The sequence below is a fragment of the Parasphingorhabdus litoris DSM 22379 genome, assembly GCF_020906275.1.
GTDB classification, from domain to species: Bacteria; Pseudomonadota; Alphaproteobacteria; order Sphingomonadales; family Sphingomonadaceae; genus Parasphingorhabdus; species Parasphingorhabdus litoris.
The window spans coordinates 1,309,276-1,323,799 of record NZ_CP086727.1 but is presented as its reverse complement, the minus strand read 5'-3'; the positions used below and the strand labels follow the sequence as shown (position 1 = coordinate 1,323,799).

Here is a 14,524-nt window from a genome sequence, read left to right as displayed (position 1 = left end):
CTTTACAGATCCGGCCATCCCAGCCGATTTCTTCAAGTAAAATCCACCAGGGCCTCGTCCAAACCAATATCGTCAACCCGCTTGCATCGCATAGTTCTATGGATCATGTTCAGATCATGGCCTTGCTTGAAAAATCACACATAATTTTTGGGACCATAATCAGCGCCTCTCTGCTGTTGGTCTCTTGCTCGAACAGCCAGGCTACGGGCGAGGCTCCGTCCGAAGACCCAACGGCCTGCCGCGACAATCCCATCGCCTTACAAGTCCTCGGCTCAGGCGGCCCGATTGCCGACGATCATCGGGCGGGGGCCAGCAATGTTCTTTGGATCGACGGCAAAGCGCGGCTGCTAATCGATGCCGGTGGTGGAGCTTTTGTCCGCTATGGTGAAGCAGGGGTCGATTTCAACGACCATGATGCCATCCTGCTGACTCATTTGCATGGCGATCATGTCAGCGGTCTCCCAGCCTTGCTGAACAACGGCGCTTTTGCGGCACGGACGGAAGCCCTCACCATAGCCGGTCCGTCTGGTAGCGCACAATTTCCTTCGACGACCGCCTATCTGGATGCCTTGATCGGCAAGGATGACGGCGCGCTTCGTTATCTCCATCCCTATCTGAGCGAAGATACCGCCCTGCCCCGACTCTCGGTTCAAAATATCGACGCCAAGAAAACGGGCCTGCAATCCATACTGGATCAGGATGATCTGACAGTCGATGCCATCGCTGTCCATCATCTGGACGTCCCAGCCCTTGCTTATGTCATTCGTGCGAAAGATAAAACGCTGATCTTTTCGGGTGATCAAAGCTTTCTAAGCGAGGATTTTGTCGAAACGCTGTCCAACACCAAACCAGACCTGCTGATCATGCACAATGCGATCACCATGGCGGACGGCCAACCTCGTGGATTGCACCGCGACCCGCAATCCCTGGGTGCGACAGCCGCTGCATTGGATGCACAGACATTATTGCTTACGCATCATATGCAACGTGCCGTCAAAGTTCAAAATGATGTCAATGCAGCCATTGCCGAAAATTTTAGCGGTCCCATTTTGATGGCCGATGATTTATCCTGCCATCCCCTATAGTAGAAGAAAGCGATGTATAATGAAGCTCTCGGCCGTTCTATCTGCCTTGTTTCTTTTAGCAATTGCTGCGCCAGCCAGAGCCAATGACAGCGCCGCCGCTGTGCGCTTGGGCGGGTTGGAACTCAAACAAAATGATGCAATTTCGATGGACAGCGAAGAGTTGTTTTTGTCATTGAAACGCGTGATTGTAAAATATGAATTCACCAACACGACCGACAGAGATATTACAACGCTGGTTTCATTTCCGCTTCCTGCATTGCCTCATGAAATTGGTGCTCACTTTGGTGATCAAAAATTTCCAGATTGGAAAGCAATCGACTTTCAAACAAAAGTTAACGGCAAGGCTGTAACGCTCGAATATCGGGATATCATTACTGCTGATGGTAAGGACATAACGCAACGGGTCAAACAACTAGGCTGGCCCACGCAATATTGGCTAGATCATGACTTTCAGAGGAAATTGGAGCAACTCCCGAAAGCGGAGCTGGACAAATATCTGACCGAGGGTCTGATCAAACGATCCGCTCGCGGAATGGATCACTACATCGATTGGCAAGTCTCTACGCATATAACCCGCGAACAGACCTTTCCTGCCAATCAAACAATAAAGGTAGAGCATAGCTACCGGCCCATAACCGGCGGTACCAATGGCGGCAATATGAGTGCTAACGTGCGCGGCGAAACATCCGACTATGGATTCAAGTGGTTTCAAAAAAACTATTGTATCGACGACAATTTCATCGCCAGTTTTGATGAGACCTATTACTCTCGATTTGAAGAAAAGCGTGAGCAATATGTTGAGCTATTTCTGGACTATCGCTTGTTACCAGGCGCCAATTGGCAGGGTCCCATAAAGAAGTTCCGGCTGGTTGTTGAAAAACCATCACCATCCGATCTGATCAGTTTCTGCATGGACGATGTGAGAAAAATATCACCAATACAATATGAAGTGGTCAAAAGAAATTTCGAACCGAAACAGGATCTCAAATTATTATTTGTTGATTGGTTTGAATATCACTGATTTTCCGCTTTCCTACAGCATATAAATTCCCTTATATCTTCGCGATGATTAAAATGCACGAAAACAGCGACCTATAAGCCTATCTTCAGATTTCAGATCGAGAAAAACTTTTAAGCGATTCTGTGTATAAGCCGTATAATGATGCATGGTAGTGTGAATATAATAGGTCATTATTGTGCAACTTTAAAAGTTGAATAGCCATTTTCTTTTCAGCATAGCCAGCGCGGGTTCATTACTTGACTATGTGAATAGGAATATGAAATGAAATGGATGTTTTTACCGTTAAAACGCTATGCGGATTTTGGCGGACGATCGCGGCGCAAGGAATATTGGATGTTCTTCCTTTTTCAGGTCATTGCGATCACCTTGATCACAATGTTCGCGATAATTTTCGGCAATTTCTCGCTTGACCCTGCTGACTATCTTGATGCTTCGGGCACGTTTGATCCGTCTGATGGTCTGCCATCCGGCCTGGGCCTATTTGTGGGCCTTTTTACTATTTACGCGCTGGCCACCTTTATTCCTGTGTTGGCCGTACAAGTCAGGCGCCTGCACGATACAGAACGGAGCGGTTGGTGGGTCTTGTTGGGCATCATTCCAGTCATCAATTATATTGGCTTTCTGGTCTTGATCGTGTTCTATTGTTTGGAAGGCACCAAAGGCAAAAACCGTTTTGGCGAGGATCCAAAAAAAGACGAAAATGCCCATGAGGTATTTGACTAAAGACTGGTGCTGAAAGGGAAATGAAAGGAAATCTGATTTGGAATGGATGCTACTTCCGCTCAAACGCTATGCCGAATTTAGCGGGCGGTCACGACGCAAAGAATATTGGATGTTCTTTCTTTTCTCTTTCATTCTGGGGATCATTGCATCTTCGATTGACACGCTTTTGCTGGGTTTCCCATTAGAGAATAACGGCCCTGTCAATGCGATAGTCAGCCTAGCCTTATTGATACCCAGTCTTGCGGTGGGTGTGCGCAGACTTCACGATACAGGACGTTCCGGCTGGTGGATGCTTTTAATATTCGCAATCATCATCGGCTGGATAGTGCTGTTGATATTTTTCGTTACGGACAGCGACAGCGGCAACAATGCATATGGGCCAAGCCCTAAGATGGGGCAGGATATTAGCGATATTTTCAGCTGATAAAGGCAATTGGCCTGCATGTTTCCCGCCGATGACTTGATTTTCGATCAGGACAGCTTAAGCTCGTTAGGCAGATAAAAAGAGGGAAAAAACAATGGAATGGATGTTGATGCCGCTAAAACGCTATGCGGACTTTAGCGGGCGCTCACGGCGCAAAGAATATTGGATGTTCGCACTTTTCCAGGTGCTGGTGATTATCGGCATATCAATAATCGGCGGTTTGTTAGGAGCGTTTACGCCCGAAGCTTCGGGTGCAATGTCCTTGGGCGGCAGCTTGATGTTCGGACTGTTCGGGCTTTATTTCCTGGCAATCATCATTCCATCGATCGCCGTACAGGTTCGCCGTTTCCATGATCAGGACAAATCGGGCTGGTTCGTCCTGCTGAATTTCATACCTTATCTTGGTGGACTAATTGTGTTTGTTTTCATGTGCCTTGATGGAACCAAGGGCAAAAACAGCTATGGTGACGATCCGAAAATGAGCGATAATGTTGGAGATGTTTTCAACTAAATCAAATATCAGGGTGATCGCTAGGCCTTGATTTTCGATGGGGTTGTGGCAAAGCGCCGCAACCCTCTATTGGAGATTGAATTACGATGACCGATACCCCTGAACAGCCAGAGAAAGAAGCGACTGCAGGCAATGAAGCGGGAACGGACACACCGCCAGACCGCCTTGCGATTAATCCTCGGAGCAAATTCTATGGCGGGGATATTCTGACCCGCGGCATTGGCATCAATTTCCGCGGGGAGCGCAAGAGCAATATTGAGGAATATTGCGTTTCGGAAGGCTGGGTCAAAGTTCAGGCCGGCAAGACCGTTGACCGCAAAGGCAATCCCTTGCTCATCAAACTGAATGGAGAGGTTGAAGCCTGGTTTGAAGATCTGGGCGACGCCGCACCCAAGATCAAGAAAGACGCTTAGAAGCGATCCTGTTGCAAATGACACCCCGGCGCGTCCAATATTTTATCGCGCTGGTATTTTTCATTTTGGGCGGATGGGCCTTATTCTTTCCACAACATGTTATTGAAACCGTCTTTCTGCCTGAATATCGCAGTGGCGGGCGCATATTGCCATTCATGATGGCCTGTTTTGGCGCGCAGGCTTTGCTGGCCGGATTGTTCGCCGCTTTTGCGCGCTTCACCGCCACGACATTTCTGGTCTACGGCATTGCCTTATTGCCCTTTTTTGGGTTCAACTATTATTTCACCTTCCATGATCCCGTGTTCACGAAAATGGGGTTGATTGACGCTTTAGGTAATATCGTCATGTTGGTGCTCTGCTATATCGGATGGCGGAAAACGAAAGCGTCCGAACAGGCGCAAAAATAGAGGAGTAACGCGATGGACTTTGCCGATCGGATTGTCTGGATCACAGGTGCCTCGTCTGGAATTGGCGAAGCCTTGGCCAAGGCTTTTGCGGCGCAGGGTGCGCATATCATCCTGTCTGGCCGCCGGGTTGAGGCTTTGGAAGCCGTTGCCGCAGGAATAGAAACAGATACATTTCTGTTGCCATTTGAGACCACCGACTATGACGTGCTGCCGACCAAGGTCGCGGAAGCGCAGCAGTGGAAGGGCCGCGTTGATATACTGATCAACAATGCCGGTATCAGCCAGCGCAGCCTGGCGCTTGATACCGATCCCAATGTTCATCATCAGATTGTGAATGTGGATCTGCTCGCACCGATATGGCTAACCCAGTTGCTGCTTCCCCATATGATCAACGCAGGTGGCGGTCATGTTGTCGGGATCAGTTCCGTCGCCGGACGGATAGGCGTGCCGCTGCGCACCGCTTATTGCGCTGCCAAGCATGGCCTGATCGGTTATATGGATGCGCTGCGCGCCGAGACCGAAAAGCGCCACAATATCCACGTCACCAACATATTGCCCGGTTCCATCCGGACCAATGTGTCGCGCAATGCGCTTACCAAAGATGGTTCCAAGCGAGATAAATCAGACGCCGTAATCGACAATGGCATGGAACCCGCCGAATGCGCACGGCAAATACTCGAAGCCGTTGCGAATAAGGTGCCGGAGCTGATCATTGCCGAAGGACCGGAATTGATGCTGGCGCAGCTGCGACAAAGCGATCCGGAAAAGCTGTTTGAAATGACCGCCGGGTTAGGCGCTCAAATTGCCGAGAAATATGAAGCCGGAGACGATGATTAATGGCCCTGGTCCTGCTCGACAAGAAAGACGGCATAGCGACCATCACGCTCAACCGCCCGGAAGCTATGAATGCCTTGTCGGATGCCCTGCGCGGCGAGTTTTTTGACGCGTGCGAAGATGTTGCAGCGGACAGCAATATCCGCGCCGTTATCGTAACTGGCGCCGGGGAACGCGCGTTTACAGCAGGCCTTGATCTTAAGGAACTGGGGTCATCCGGTCTTGGCGCTGCGACCGACCAGAAACCGGCCAGCAACCCCTGCCGAGCGCTGGAAAAGCTCGACATACCGGTCATTGGTGCGATTAATGGCGTCGCCATTACCGGCGGATTTGAACTGGCCCTGGCCTGTGATGTGCGGATCGGATCAACCAACGCCCGTTTTGCCGACACCCATGCGCGGGTTGGGATCATTCCCGGATGGGGCCTGTCGCAGAAGCTGTCTCGGTTTGTCGGTCTGTCCCGTGCCTGTGAATTGAGCTTCACGGGACAGTTTCTGGATGCCGAGACGGCTTGTCGCTGGGGCCTGATCAATCACGTCCATGTACCGGATGAACTCATGCCTGCTGCACGGGCACTGGCGGCTGATATGGCAACCATCGACCCGGATTTTCTCAAGACTTATAAAAAGCTCATATTCGACGGCTATGACCGCAATTTCAAAGACGCGATGGCTTTGGAAAAGCAGGTGACAGACGCTTATAATGGCGACGTCAGTGCCGAAGAAGTCGAAGAGCGACGGCTTGCGGTTATGGAGCGTGGGCGTGCTTTGAAGGGCTAGGCCTGCTCGCCTTGGATAAATGCCAAAATTTGCGCTTGGGCCAGCTTGGCTTCCCTGATGGGTTGTAGCATCCAGACATGTTGCATCTGTTCTCCGATGTGAAATGTCAGGGACAGGCTCTGCGCGTCGGCCTTTTCCTTCAACCGCAGAGCATCGGCATAGAGCAAGTCATGGCTGCCGGCAAAAATGGCGACGGGTGGCAAGTTGTCAATGTCTGCAAATAGCGGGCTGACAGGAAAAACGGCAGCATCCTTGCCCTCACCTGCCCAAAACTGACCCGCCGTCCGCGCGCCCTGGATGGAGAGCAACACATCATGCTTTTCCAGCTCCGGCTGCATCGGATCACAGACTGTGGCATCAAGCCAGGGCGACAGCAGGATGACATTGCCCGGCATCGGCTTGCCCTGATCGCGCAGCATTTGCGTCAGGCCGAGACTATATCCCCCGCCCGCGCTGTCGCCCATTATGGTGATATTTTCGGCGCCATATTTGGCAACCGCGCGCTCATAAGCCTGCATCACAACAGGGTAGCTTTGCGACCAGTCATGCTCCGGTGCGAGCGGATAGAGCGGAACGGTAGCGCTTGCCCCGGTCGCCTTGATCAGCTTCTTGATCATAGCCCAATGGACGAACACAATATTGAAGGCATAAGCTCCGCCGTGCAGGTAGAAGATATGGTTTTTACCTGACCCTTCCTTTGGTTCGATCTCGTAAACCTTATGCTTATCAATACTATACTCGCTAACCCGACTATGCTTTCTAAACCATCGTCCCGGGCGGGCCGGGCCGTGTTTCCGGTCCCGTGCCAGAAACTTCATGCCGGTGTCATAGTCTGCCAAACGTTGCTGAACCTTCAGCAGACGCAGAATGAAGTTGATGAAGCGCGCGCGTTTGCTAATCACTAGGCTCTAGCCCCAAGGTCAGCATTGATGAAAGCTGCGATCTGTTGGCGGGCTTTCTTACCTTCCGGAATGGGGAATAGCATCCAAACATGCTGCATGGCCGGAAATTCGAAATAATCCAGGTAAATCCCGGCTTCCTCCGCCTTTTCTTTCATCTTTCTCGCATCGGGCCAAAGCAGGTCAAATGTTCCGGTAAATACGGCCGTCGGAGGAAGATTCTCCAGGTTGCCGTGCAAGGGACTAACGGGCGAAGTTTCAACAGAACCATTGGCTCCCGCCCACCATTCACCGGCAGCGCGCAGACCATCAATGCCCAATATGCGATCTTTCTGTGCAAGAGCGGGCTGCATAGGATCGGTCATGGTTACATCTAGCCATGGTGACAGCAGGACGATCTTGTTTGGCAGGGGTTTTCTTTGATCGCGCAGTAATTGTGTAAGCCCGAGTGTGAAACCGGCCCCCGCACTATCCCCCATGATAATGATATTGTCTGCGCCCACTTCATCGACCAGCGCATCATAGACCGGCATCATCCAATCATAGCTTTGCTGCCAATCATGTTCGGGCGTCAACGGATAGCAGGGCGCAACCACAGCGGCGTCCGTACGATGCACCATTTCTCCCAACAATGTCCAATATCCTGGCTGCATATCCAGAACATAGGCCCCGCCATGTATATATAAAATCCGCCGGTTGCTGCCGGATTTCGGCGACAATGTGAATATCGGATGCCCGTCTCTCGCGGTTTCCGTCACCACAAATTTGCGATGCAATGCCTTACCGGGTGCAGCAACCTTTTTGGCACGGGCTTTGGTTATGCTCGCTCTGAGTTTCGCCTCGTCTGAGAAAAGCGCTTTTAAACCGGTAAGTGGAAGGGCTTTGGCAAGCAGCCGGGCTCTTATACTGGTCATGGCGCGACTCTACCCCGGATTGCCTTCCATTTGCGGGACATTGGGATCGATCATGACCCAATCCTGAGCGCTTTTGGTCCAGAAATGTACCTGTGGGTTCAGGTGGCTGGTATCATCCAATGTACCGGCTTTCACGAAAGTCACACCCGGCTGTGTCGGCAGCGTGGAAAGCAGCGGTGAACCACATTTCCCACAAAAATGCCGCTCGACAATGTTGCCGGTCTCGCTGCTATCTTCATAAGTCGTCAAATCGCCTTCGATGTTCAACTGATCATTGGCGATGGCGAATAGAACAGAATAAGCACTGCCCGACTGACGTTGGCAGTTCTTGCAATGACAGACACCGGACATTTGCGGTTCCCCGCTAACGCTATAGCTCACCGCCCCACACAGGCATTGTCCCGTCATTATCATTATTAAATCCCCCTGTTCATGCGGCCTTTCGTACGAAAACCGTTCCTGCTGAATATCCTGCGCCAAAAGAACAGATAAGTCCAATATCGCCGCCCGACAGATCTTCACTATGCTTGTGAAAGGCGATGATGGATCCTGCCGATGATGTGTTGGCATAGGTGTCGAGCACCGTCGGACTTTCATCATCATTGGCTTCGTGGCCAAGCACACGCTGGGCAATCAAACGGTTCATTCCGGCATTGGCCTGATGCAGCCAGAGACGCCGTAAATCCGATCCTTCAATGCCCAGTCTTTCGGCCTGATCGACAATCATCTGCGCGACCATCGGCACAACTTCCTTGAAAACCTTGCGCCCCTCCTGGACAAACAATTTGTCCGCTTCATCGCGCGTTTCCGGACTGGTGCGATTGAGGAAACCGAAATTGTTGCGGATATTATTCGAAAACTGCGTCTTGAGCTTTGTCCCGATAATTTCCCAATGCTCTGCCGGCGCGATATCTTTGGCTTCCACCAATATGGCCGTCGCCACATCGCCAAAGATGAAATGGCTGTCTCTGTCGCGCCAGTTCAAATGACCGGAGCAGATTTCAGGGTTGATCACCAATACTGATTTGGCGCTACCGGAACGGATATAATCCGCCGCGGTTTGAATACCAAATGTTGCGGAAGAACAGGCCACGTTCATATCAAAACCGAAACCGTCACCAATACCCAGCTCATCCTGAATCTCCACGGCAATCGCCGGATAGGCCCGCTGAAGATTGGAACAGGCACAGAGCACTGCGTCGACATCCTCTGCCTTGCGTCCCGCCCGCTCCAGCGCCTGCTCGGCCGCCTTCACACCAATTTCAGCGAGGATGGAGATTTCCTCATCCGGCCGTTCGGGCAATCGCGGACACATGGTTTCAGGATCAAGGATCGGGTCCTTTGAAAGGACAAAGCGTGATTTTATACCTGATGCTTTTTCGATAAATTCAACCGAGCTATGTTGTAACTCGGCAACCTCACCAGCCGAAATGGCTGCTGCGTTTTCGCTATTATGTAAATCGACATAGGCGTTGAAGCTCGACACCAGTTCTTCATTGCTAATGCTATCGGTGGGGGTGAACAGGCCGGTGGCAGAAATGACGGGGATGTTCGCGTTGGTCATAGGAAGATATTCTCTTAAACTGTAAGGACAAATGGAATAATTGTTGACCAATATCGTAAAGTCCCAACGGGCAACTAGCAAGCGATGTTGCTCACCGATTGCCAATCGCTGGCATCTTGCTATTTGTCGGCCATGACCGAAACCGACCGCATCAAATTGCACGAAAGCTGGAAGACGCCGCTCCAGCCTGAATTTTCCAGCGACTATATGGCCCACCTGCGGACCTTTTTGCTGGAACAGAAAGCGGCTGGCAAAGCAATCTTCCCCAAGGGCAGCGAATATTTTCGAGCGCTTGACCTGACGCCGCTCGACAAGGTGCGTGTCGTGATCCTAGGGCAGGACCCTTATCATGGTCCGGGACAGGCGCATGGCTTGTGTTTCAGTGTCCAGCCCGGCGTGCGACCGCCACCGTCGCTGGTCAATATCTATAAAGAACTCGAAAGCGATATCGGGATGCAGCGGCCCCAGCATGGATTTCTGGAATCTTGGGCCAAACAAGGCGTGCTGCTGCTGAACAGCGTGCTGACGGTTCAAAGAGCGGAAGCGGCGTCCCATCGTGGCAAGGGGTGGGAACAGTTTACCGATGCCATCGTGCGCCTGATTGCGGCCAAGCAGGAGCCGGTCGTCTTTCTGCTGTGGGGCAGCTACGCGCAGAAAAAGGCCGGCTTTGTCCAGAGCGTCGAGCAAGGCGGCAAGCATTTGGTTTTGAAAGCACCGCACCCCTCTCCGCTGTCGGCGCATAACGGCTTTTTCGGATGTCAGCATTTCAGCAAGACCAATGCGTTTCTGGAACATAATGGCCTTCCGCCGATCAACTGGTCTTTGCCGGCTGTTTAAACTATAGAAGTCGGTGAAGCATAAGAAGGAGAAGGGCTATGTCAGCGAACAGACAAAAAGAGCATCAAAGCTTTGAAACATTCTGGCCCTTCTATTTGCAGGAACATTCCAAGCCAGCAACGCGCAACATGCATTATGTCGGCACCAGCCTGGTGGTGCTCATCGCACTATATTCTGTCCTGACGACAAATTGGCTGCTGTTCCTCGCCATGCCGTTGGCCGGTTATTTCTTCGCATGGATTGCCCATTGGCGGATCGAGAAAAACCGTCCGGCAACATTTACCTATCCGCTCTGGTCCCTCATCGCGGATTTCAAAATGTGGGGTCTGTGGTTGACCGGACGTCTAAAGCCAGAGCTACAAAAAGCAGGCGTGGAAGACGCTTAACTTACCTCTTCCGGTTCCTTCTCCGGATCATCTGCGGCGTCCCCATTCAGGGCTTCGGTCCCGGCGATCCACGTTCCTATATCCCGTGCCACCTGATCGGGTGTTTCTTCCATCGGCAAGTGGCCGGCATCTTTGTAGATGATCAGTTTGGATCCAGCGATAGCTTCTTCAAAAGCCTTGCCATGGGACACCGGAATAACCTTGTCCTGTTCCCCCCAAAGCAACAGTACCGGCATTTTCAGATTTCCAACCTCGGCCCATTTTTCTGGTTCGCGCGGTGTTTTACCCCGCGCAACAGACGCCTGCCGATTGCCCGGAAAACGCAGCAGCTCCCAATAGCGTGTCACCAGTTCATCGGTCAGACGTTCCGGCTGCGCAAAATTTTCTTCGAGCGAAGAGCGGACCAGGAATTTCGGCGTGATTTCCGGCAGTAGCAATTGCCCGACAGATGATTGCGCCAGCCTTGCCCCCAGATAGGGTTTTATCTTTTCATCCGTTTGCGCACCGGAGGCATCGATGAGGACGAGTCCTGAAACCCGGTCCGGAACCGCAAGCCCCGCGCGCCATGACAGCCAGCCGCCCATGCTGTTACCAACCCAATAAGCCCTTTCAACACCCACAGTATCGAGCACTTTCGTCGCAGCCGCGATATTCGCATCCGCGCTATAATCACCTTGTGCCTGAGGACCAGTGAGGCCATGGCCGTATAGATCGAGAGAGATCAGCCGGTATTTGTCGCCCAGCAAGGCCACAACCGGTTCCCAGGTCTGGAGCAGGCTGTTCGAGCCGTGGATGAGCAAGATTGCAGGGCCATCCTTGTTACCTTCATCGCGATAGTGAATTTGCCCGCCGGCACCGTCATCAACAAATTGTGACGCCTCATTGCTATATTTCGCGATCATTTCCGCGCGATCCGTGTCCGGCGTTCGGAAAATGAAAAAGGCAGCGACCAATATGATGATCAAGGCCAATAAAATGCGCAATAAGGTTTTCATGTCTTGCCCCATCCAAATGTACCTGCGCCACGTTACATATCTGAACCCCCGTAGGACAGACAAAACATGTAGGACAGACAAAAAAGGGCGGGACAACCGAAGCTGTCCCGCCCTTTCCAATTTCTAACCGGCCACTAAGGCCAATAGCATTAAGCCTGCTGAAGATTCACAGCGGCTTTCTTGCCATTATTTCCGGTTTCAATATCGTAGGTAATGCGCTGTTCTTTTTCGAGCGTCTGCATACCAGCGGCCTGTACCGCCGTGATGTGTACGAAACTATCATCGCCGCCATCTTCCGGAGCAATAAAGCCGTAGCCTTTTTCAGTGTTAAAAAATTTAACGGTGCCTGTAGGCATATTCATATTCCTATTCATAACTTAGTTAAGTCCGGTCCTGCTTTTTGAGGCGGAACCGAACGGGGTCGCCAACGTCGAGAAAAAGGAAAAAAGAGCATGCGGGCTTTGTTAAGAGCCGCGAAACAAGAATTTCGTCGTACGCGATTATCAGCTGACGCGCCGCATAGCAGGTTATATGACGCGACGCCAACTATTAGAGCGGCGGGATACGTTGATGCGAGCCGTTAAGGCGTCGAAACCAGTGCAATGGCCGCCATTGTCAAAGTCAACAACCCCAAACCCACAGACAATATCCAGCGTAGCGTGAGCATCCAGGCCGGCTCCCTGCCCGCTGCAAACAGCCGTCGGTCAACCAGCGGTGATGCGATTATGCACAGACCAAGCAGCAGCATTGAGGGACCTGGCCAAGACCATCCCAATATCCACGGCACATAAGTCGCCAGTGCAATCAGGCTGGGCAACACCGCCGCGACATAAATCCAACCCGGTGCGTCTTCACGGGAAGCCGCCAGCCCCCACCAGACACCTCCCAGAAAGCTGAAGATCAGCGCCGCATAGGCATAAGCAATCGCCAATGCGCTCCATTGCCATTCCAGCGGTCCAAACAGGCTGGCAAGCGTCAGAAAGAACGGCGGCAAAAGACCGGCAAGACCAAGCAGGCGCGGAGCCATCGGGATAGTATTCAGCATGGCCAGCGCTTAGCCGAATATGCCTTGCAATGCCACCATCGCGGCTCTTTCCCCAGATGCCGATACCGTGTAACACCACGCCCTATGAAACATACTTTACAAATCGCCAACGGTGCTACCGCTATGGCCCTCGCCATGACTTTGTCCGCTTGTGAACCGAGTGCACCACCCACAGCACCCGATCCATCACCTCAAGATATTTATTTCGAACGTCTGTCTCTGCTCTGCAACAAAGCTTACCCGGGACAGCTGGTTACTAATCAGGAAGCGGATGCAGAGATGGCAGGTCAACCCATGATCATGCATGTCGCAACCTGCGATCAGAATCAGATTCAAATTCCCTTCCATATCGCCAATGCCGACGGCACCTGGAATCGGTCCCGCACCTGGATCATTACCCGCACCGAGGGTGGCCTGCGCCTGAAACACCGCCATCGCCATGAGGACGGATCGCTTGATGCCGTAACCAACTATGGCGGCGACACAGCCAGTGAAGGAACCGAAATTCGTCAGGAATTTCCCGTCGATCAAGAGTCCATCACCCTGTTCGAGGCAGAAGGCCTTGATCAATCCGTCACCAACACTTGGGCAGTAGAAGTCAGCCCGCCTGGTGAACAGGAAGCGCGCTTTGCCTATGAACTGCGCCGCCCTGAAACGGCCGATGCCCGTTTCTTCCGCGTCGAGTTTGATCTGGCCGAGCCAGTAGATGTTCCGCCGCCACCTTGGGGTGACTAGTCCGATCGCCACTTGACGGCACCGCCTGTCGTTGCGCACAGTCCGCATATGCTCGCAGAACTTCTCGTCAGCACCGCTATGGTGCTGCTCACCGTTTTGATCCATGGCACCGGTATGTATGGCCTCGCCCGCCTCTTGAGAATTGAGGCGCGAGAAGAAGCGGAGGAACATATACATCCGATGTCGCTGCGTGGAGTCTCGGTGACGTTGATCCTGGTACTCGGACTGTTTGCGCTCCATGGCATCGAAATCTGGCTCTATGCTTTTGTCTATCTTTTACTTGGCGCGCTTCCGACCCTACCCGATGCAGTCTATTTCTCTGCGATAACCTATGCCACCACCGGCTATAATGACGATGCTCTTAATGAGAGCTGGCGTATGGTTGCCGCGATCGAGGGCGTGAACGGCATCATTCTGCTGGGCTGGTCCACTGCCTTCTTCGTCTCCGTCGTCCACCGTATGGGTGGTAGCAAGTGACGGCAAAGAGGCGAGACTCTTCACCGGTTTCGGAGACAATAGTTCGCCGGTTCTTCCGCTTCCTGCTCACGGCCTTTTACCTGATCGCCGGTATCGCGCATATCCAAAGCCCAGCCGGGTTTATGGCCATCACCCCGGACTGGGTGCCCTTTCCCCAACAGGTCGTATTCCTGACCGGCATTGCTGAGATTGCCGGCGCGATTGGTCTCCTCATCCCGCCGCGGCTGGTGCCACATATCCGCTATGCCGCGGGGATAGGCCTCGCCCTTTATGCGCTTTGCGTCTATCCAGCGAACATCAATCACGCGGTCAACAATATTGCTATTGGCGGCGAAACAGCGAGTTGGGCTTATCATGGCCCGCGTTTATTGTTTCAGCCCGTTTTCATCTGGTGGGCATTGATTGCTGGAGGCGTCACCAACTGGCCATTTCGTCACAGATCATCGGCTCTCTGAACATTCCAACCAATCTGTGC

21 protein-coding genes are annotated in these 14,524 nt (G+C 52.3%); 14 read left to right on the top strand and 7 right to left on the bottom strand.

Translation table 11 applies throughout. The features are described 5' to 3' along the window. The first annotated feature begins 98 nt into the window (after positions 1-98). The 9 genes from BS29_RS06435 (at position 99) to BS29_RS06395 (ending at position 6,197) form a co-directional block, all read left to right on the top strand. The gene (locus BS29_RS06435; RefSeq protein WP_229956384.1) at positions 99-1,085 is read left to right on the top strand and encodes an MBL fold metallo-hydrolase; all 987 of its coding nucleotides are present in this window, start codon (positions 99-101) and stop codon (positions 1,083-1,085) included. Positions 1,086-1,104: 19 nt separating this feature from the next. Next, a complete protein-coding gene (locus BS29_RS06430; RefSeq protein WP_229956383.1) occupies positions 1,105-2,106 on the top strand; it encodes a DUF4424 family protein in 1,002 nt (333 codons plus the stop codon). A 261-nt stretch (positions 2,107-2,367) separates the two neighbouring features. Beyond that, a complete protein-coding gene (locus BS29_RS06425) occupies positions 2,368-2,829 on the top strand; it encodes a DUF805 domain-containing protein (protein WP_229956382.1) in 462 nt (153 codons plus the stop codon). 46 nt (positions 2,830-2,875) lie between these two features. Continuing rightward, on the top strand, positions 2,876-3,253 hold the full coding sequence (locus tag BS29_RS06420; RefSeq protein ID WP_229956802.1) for a DUF805 domain-containing protein: 378 nt from the start codon (positions 2,876-2,878) through the stop codon (positions 3,251-3,253). A 94-nt stretch (positions 3,254-3,347) separates the two neighbouring features. Further along, the gene (locus BS29_RS06415; RefSeq protein WP_229956381.1) at positions 3,348-3,764 is read left to right on the top strand and encodes a DUF805 domain-containing protein; all 417 of its coding nucleotides are present in this window, start codon (positions 3,348-3,350) and stop codon (positions 3,762-3,764) included. Positions 3,765-3,850: 86 nt separating this feature from the next. Further along, positions 3,851-4,177: a DUF3297 family protein gene (locus BS29_RS06410; protein ID WP_229956380.1), complete on the top strand. Its 327-nt coding sequence runs from the start codon at positions 3,851-3,853 to the stop codon at positions 4,175-4,177. Positions 4,178-4,188: 11 nt separating this feature from the next. Next, positions 4,189-4,584, top strand: a complete 396-nt coding sequence (locus BS29_RS06405) for a hypothetical protein (RefSeq protein ID WP_229956379.1) — start codon at positions 4,189-4,191, stop codon at positions 4,582-4,584. 12 nt (positions 4,585-4,596) lie between these two features. Further along, positions 4,597-5,421 (top strand): SDR family NAD(P)-dependent oxidoreductase, encoded by an 825-nt coding sequence (locus tag BS29_RS06400; RefSeq protein ID WP_229956378.1) that lies wholly within the window; start codon positions 4,597-4,599, stop codon positions 5,419-5,421. Continuing rightward, a complete protein-coding gene (locus BS29_RS06395; protein WP_229956377.1) occupies positions 5,421-6,197 on the top strand; it encodes an enoyl-CoA hydratase in 777 nt (258 codons plus the stop codon). Before BS29_RS06400 ends, BS29_RS06395 begins: the two co-directional genes overlap by 1 nt. Here BS29_RS06395 and BS29_RS06390 read toward each other — a convergent pair. Genes BS29_RS06390 through BS29_RS06375 form a run of 4 tightly spaced genes read right to left on the bottom strand, consistent with a single transcriptional unit; the run spans position 6,194 to position 9,574 of the window. After that, positions 6,194-7,099, bottom strand: coding sequence for an alpha/beta hydrolase (locus BS29_RS06390; RefSeq protein WP_229956376.1), 906 nt, complete (start codon positions 7,097-7,099; stop codon positions 6,194-6,196). The two genes, BS29_RS06395 and BS29_RS06390, sit on opposite strands and share 4 nt — an antisense overlap. Beyond that, a complete protein-coding gene (locus BS29_RS06385) occupies positions 7,099-8,010 on the bottom strand; it encodes an alpha/beta hydrolase fold domain-containing protein (protein ID WP_229956375.1) in 912 nt (303 codons plus the stop codon). Before BS29_RS06385 ends, BS29_RS06390 begins: the two co-directional genes overlap by 1 nt. A gap of 9 nt (positions 8,011-8,019) precedes the next feature. Beyond that, positions 8,020-8,424, bottom strand: a complete 405-nt coding sequence (locus BS29_RS06380) for a GFA family protein (protein ID WP_229956374.1) — start codon at positions 8,422-8,424, stop codon at positions 8,020-8,022. A gap of 16 nt (positions 8,425-8,440) precedes the next feature. Continuing rightward, positions 8,441-9,574: a beta-ketoacyl-ACP synthase III gene (locus tag BS29_RS06375; protein ID WP_229956373.1), complete on the bottom strand. Its 1,134-nt coding sequence runs from the start codon at positions 9,572-9,574 to the stop codon at positions 8,441-8,443. A 132-nt stretch (positions 9,575-9,706) separates the two neighbouring features. On the opposite strand from BS29_RS06375, the gene ung reads away from it, so the two are divergent. Together ung and BS29_RS06365 are read left to right on the top strand one after the other, a co-directional pair. Next, a complete protein-coding gene (ung, locus tag BS29_RS06370; protein WP_229956372.1) occupies positions 9,707-10,411 on the top strand; it encodes a uracil-DNA glycosylase in 705 nt (234 codons plus the stop codon). A gap of 38 nt (positions 10,412-10,449) precedes the next feature. Next, positions 10,450-10,797, top strand: a complete 348-nt coding sequence (locus BS29_RS06365) for a DUF962 domain-containing protein (RefSeq protein ID WP_229956371.1) — start codon at positions 10,450-10,452, stop codon at positions 10,795-10,797. On the opposite strand, the gene BS29_RS06360 is transcribed toward BS29_RS06365, so the two are convergent. The 3 genes from BS29_RS06360 to BS29_RS06350 all read right to left on the bottom strand — a co-directional run bounded on the left by BS29_RS06360 (position 10,794) and on the right by BS29_RS06350 (position 12,837). Then, positions 10,794-11,792 (bottom strand): alpha/beta fold hydrolase, encoded by a 999-nt coding sequence (locus tag BS29_RS06360; RefSeq protein WP_229956370.1) that lies wholly within the window; start codon positions 11,790-11,792, stop codon positions 10,794-10,796. The two genes, BS29_RS06365 and BS29_RS06360, sit on opposite strands and share 4 nt — an antisense overlap. Positions 11,793-11,941: 149 nt before the next feature. Beyond that, complete coding sequence (locus BS29_RS06355; protein ID WP_229956369.1) at positions 11,942-12,148, bottom strand: cold-shock protein; 207 nt, start codon at positions 12,146-12,148, stop codon at positions 11,942-11,944. 224 nt (positions 12,149-12,372) lie between these two features. Then, positions 12,373-12,837: a DUF3429 domain-containing protein gene (locus BS29_RS06350; RefSeq protein ID WP_229956368.1), complete on the bottom strand. Its 465-nt coding sequence runs from the start codon at positions 12,835-12,837 to the stop codon at positions 12,373-12,375. 84 nt (positions 12,838-12,921) lie between these two features. Between BS29_RS06350 and BS29_RS06345 the strand changes: the two genes are divergently transcribed. Genes BS29_RS06345 through BS29_RS06335 form a run of 3 tightly spaced genes read left to right on the top strand, consistent with a single transcriptional unit; the run spans position 12,922 to position 14,504 of the window. Continuing rightward, on the top strand, positions 12,922-13,572 hold the full coding sequence (locus BS29_RS06345) for a hypothetical protein (RefSeq protein WP_229956367.1): 651 nt from the start codon (positions 12,922-12,924) through the stop codon (positions 13,570-13,572). Between the two features lie 48 nt (positions 13,573-13,620). Beyond that, a complete protein-coding gene (locus BS29_RS06340; protein WP_229956366.1) occupies positions 13,621-14,049 on the top strand; it encodes an ion channel in 429 nt (142 codons plus the stop codon). After that, on the top strand, positions 14,046-14,504 hold the full coding sequence (locus tag BS29_RS06335; protein WP_326838498.1) for a DoxX family protein: 459 nt from the start codon (positions 14,046-14,048) through the stop codon (positions 14,502-14,504). Before BS29_RS06340 ends, BS29_RS06335 begins: the two co-directional genes overlap by 4 nt. The last annotated feature ends 20 nt before the right edge of the window (positions 14,505-14,524 follow it).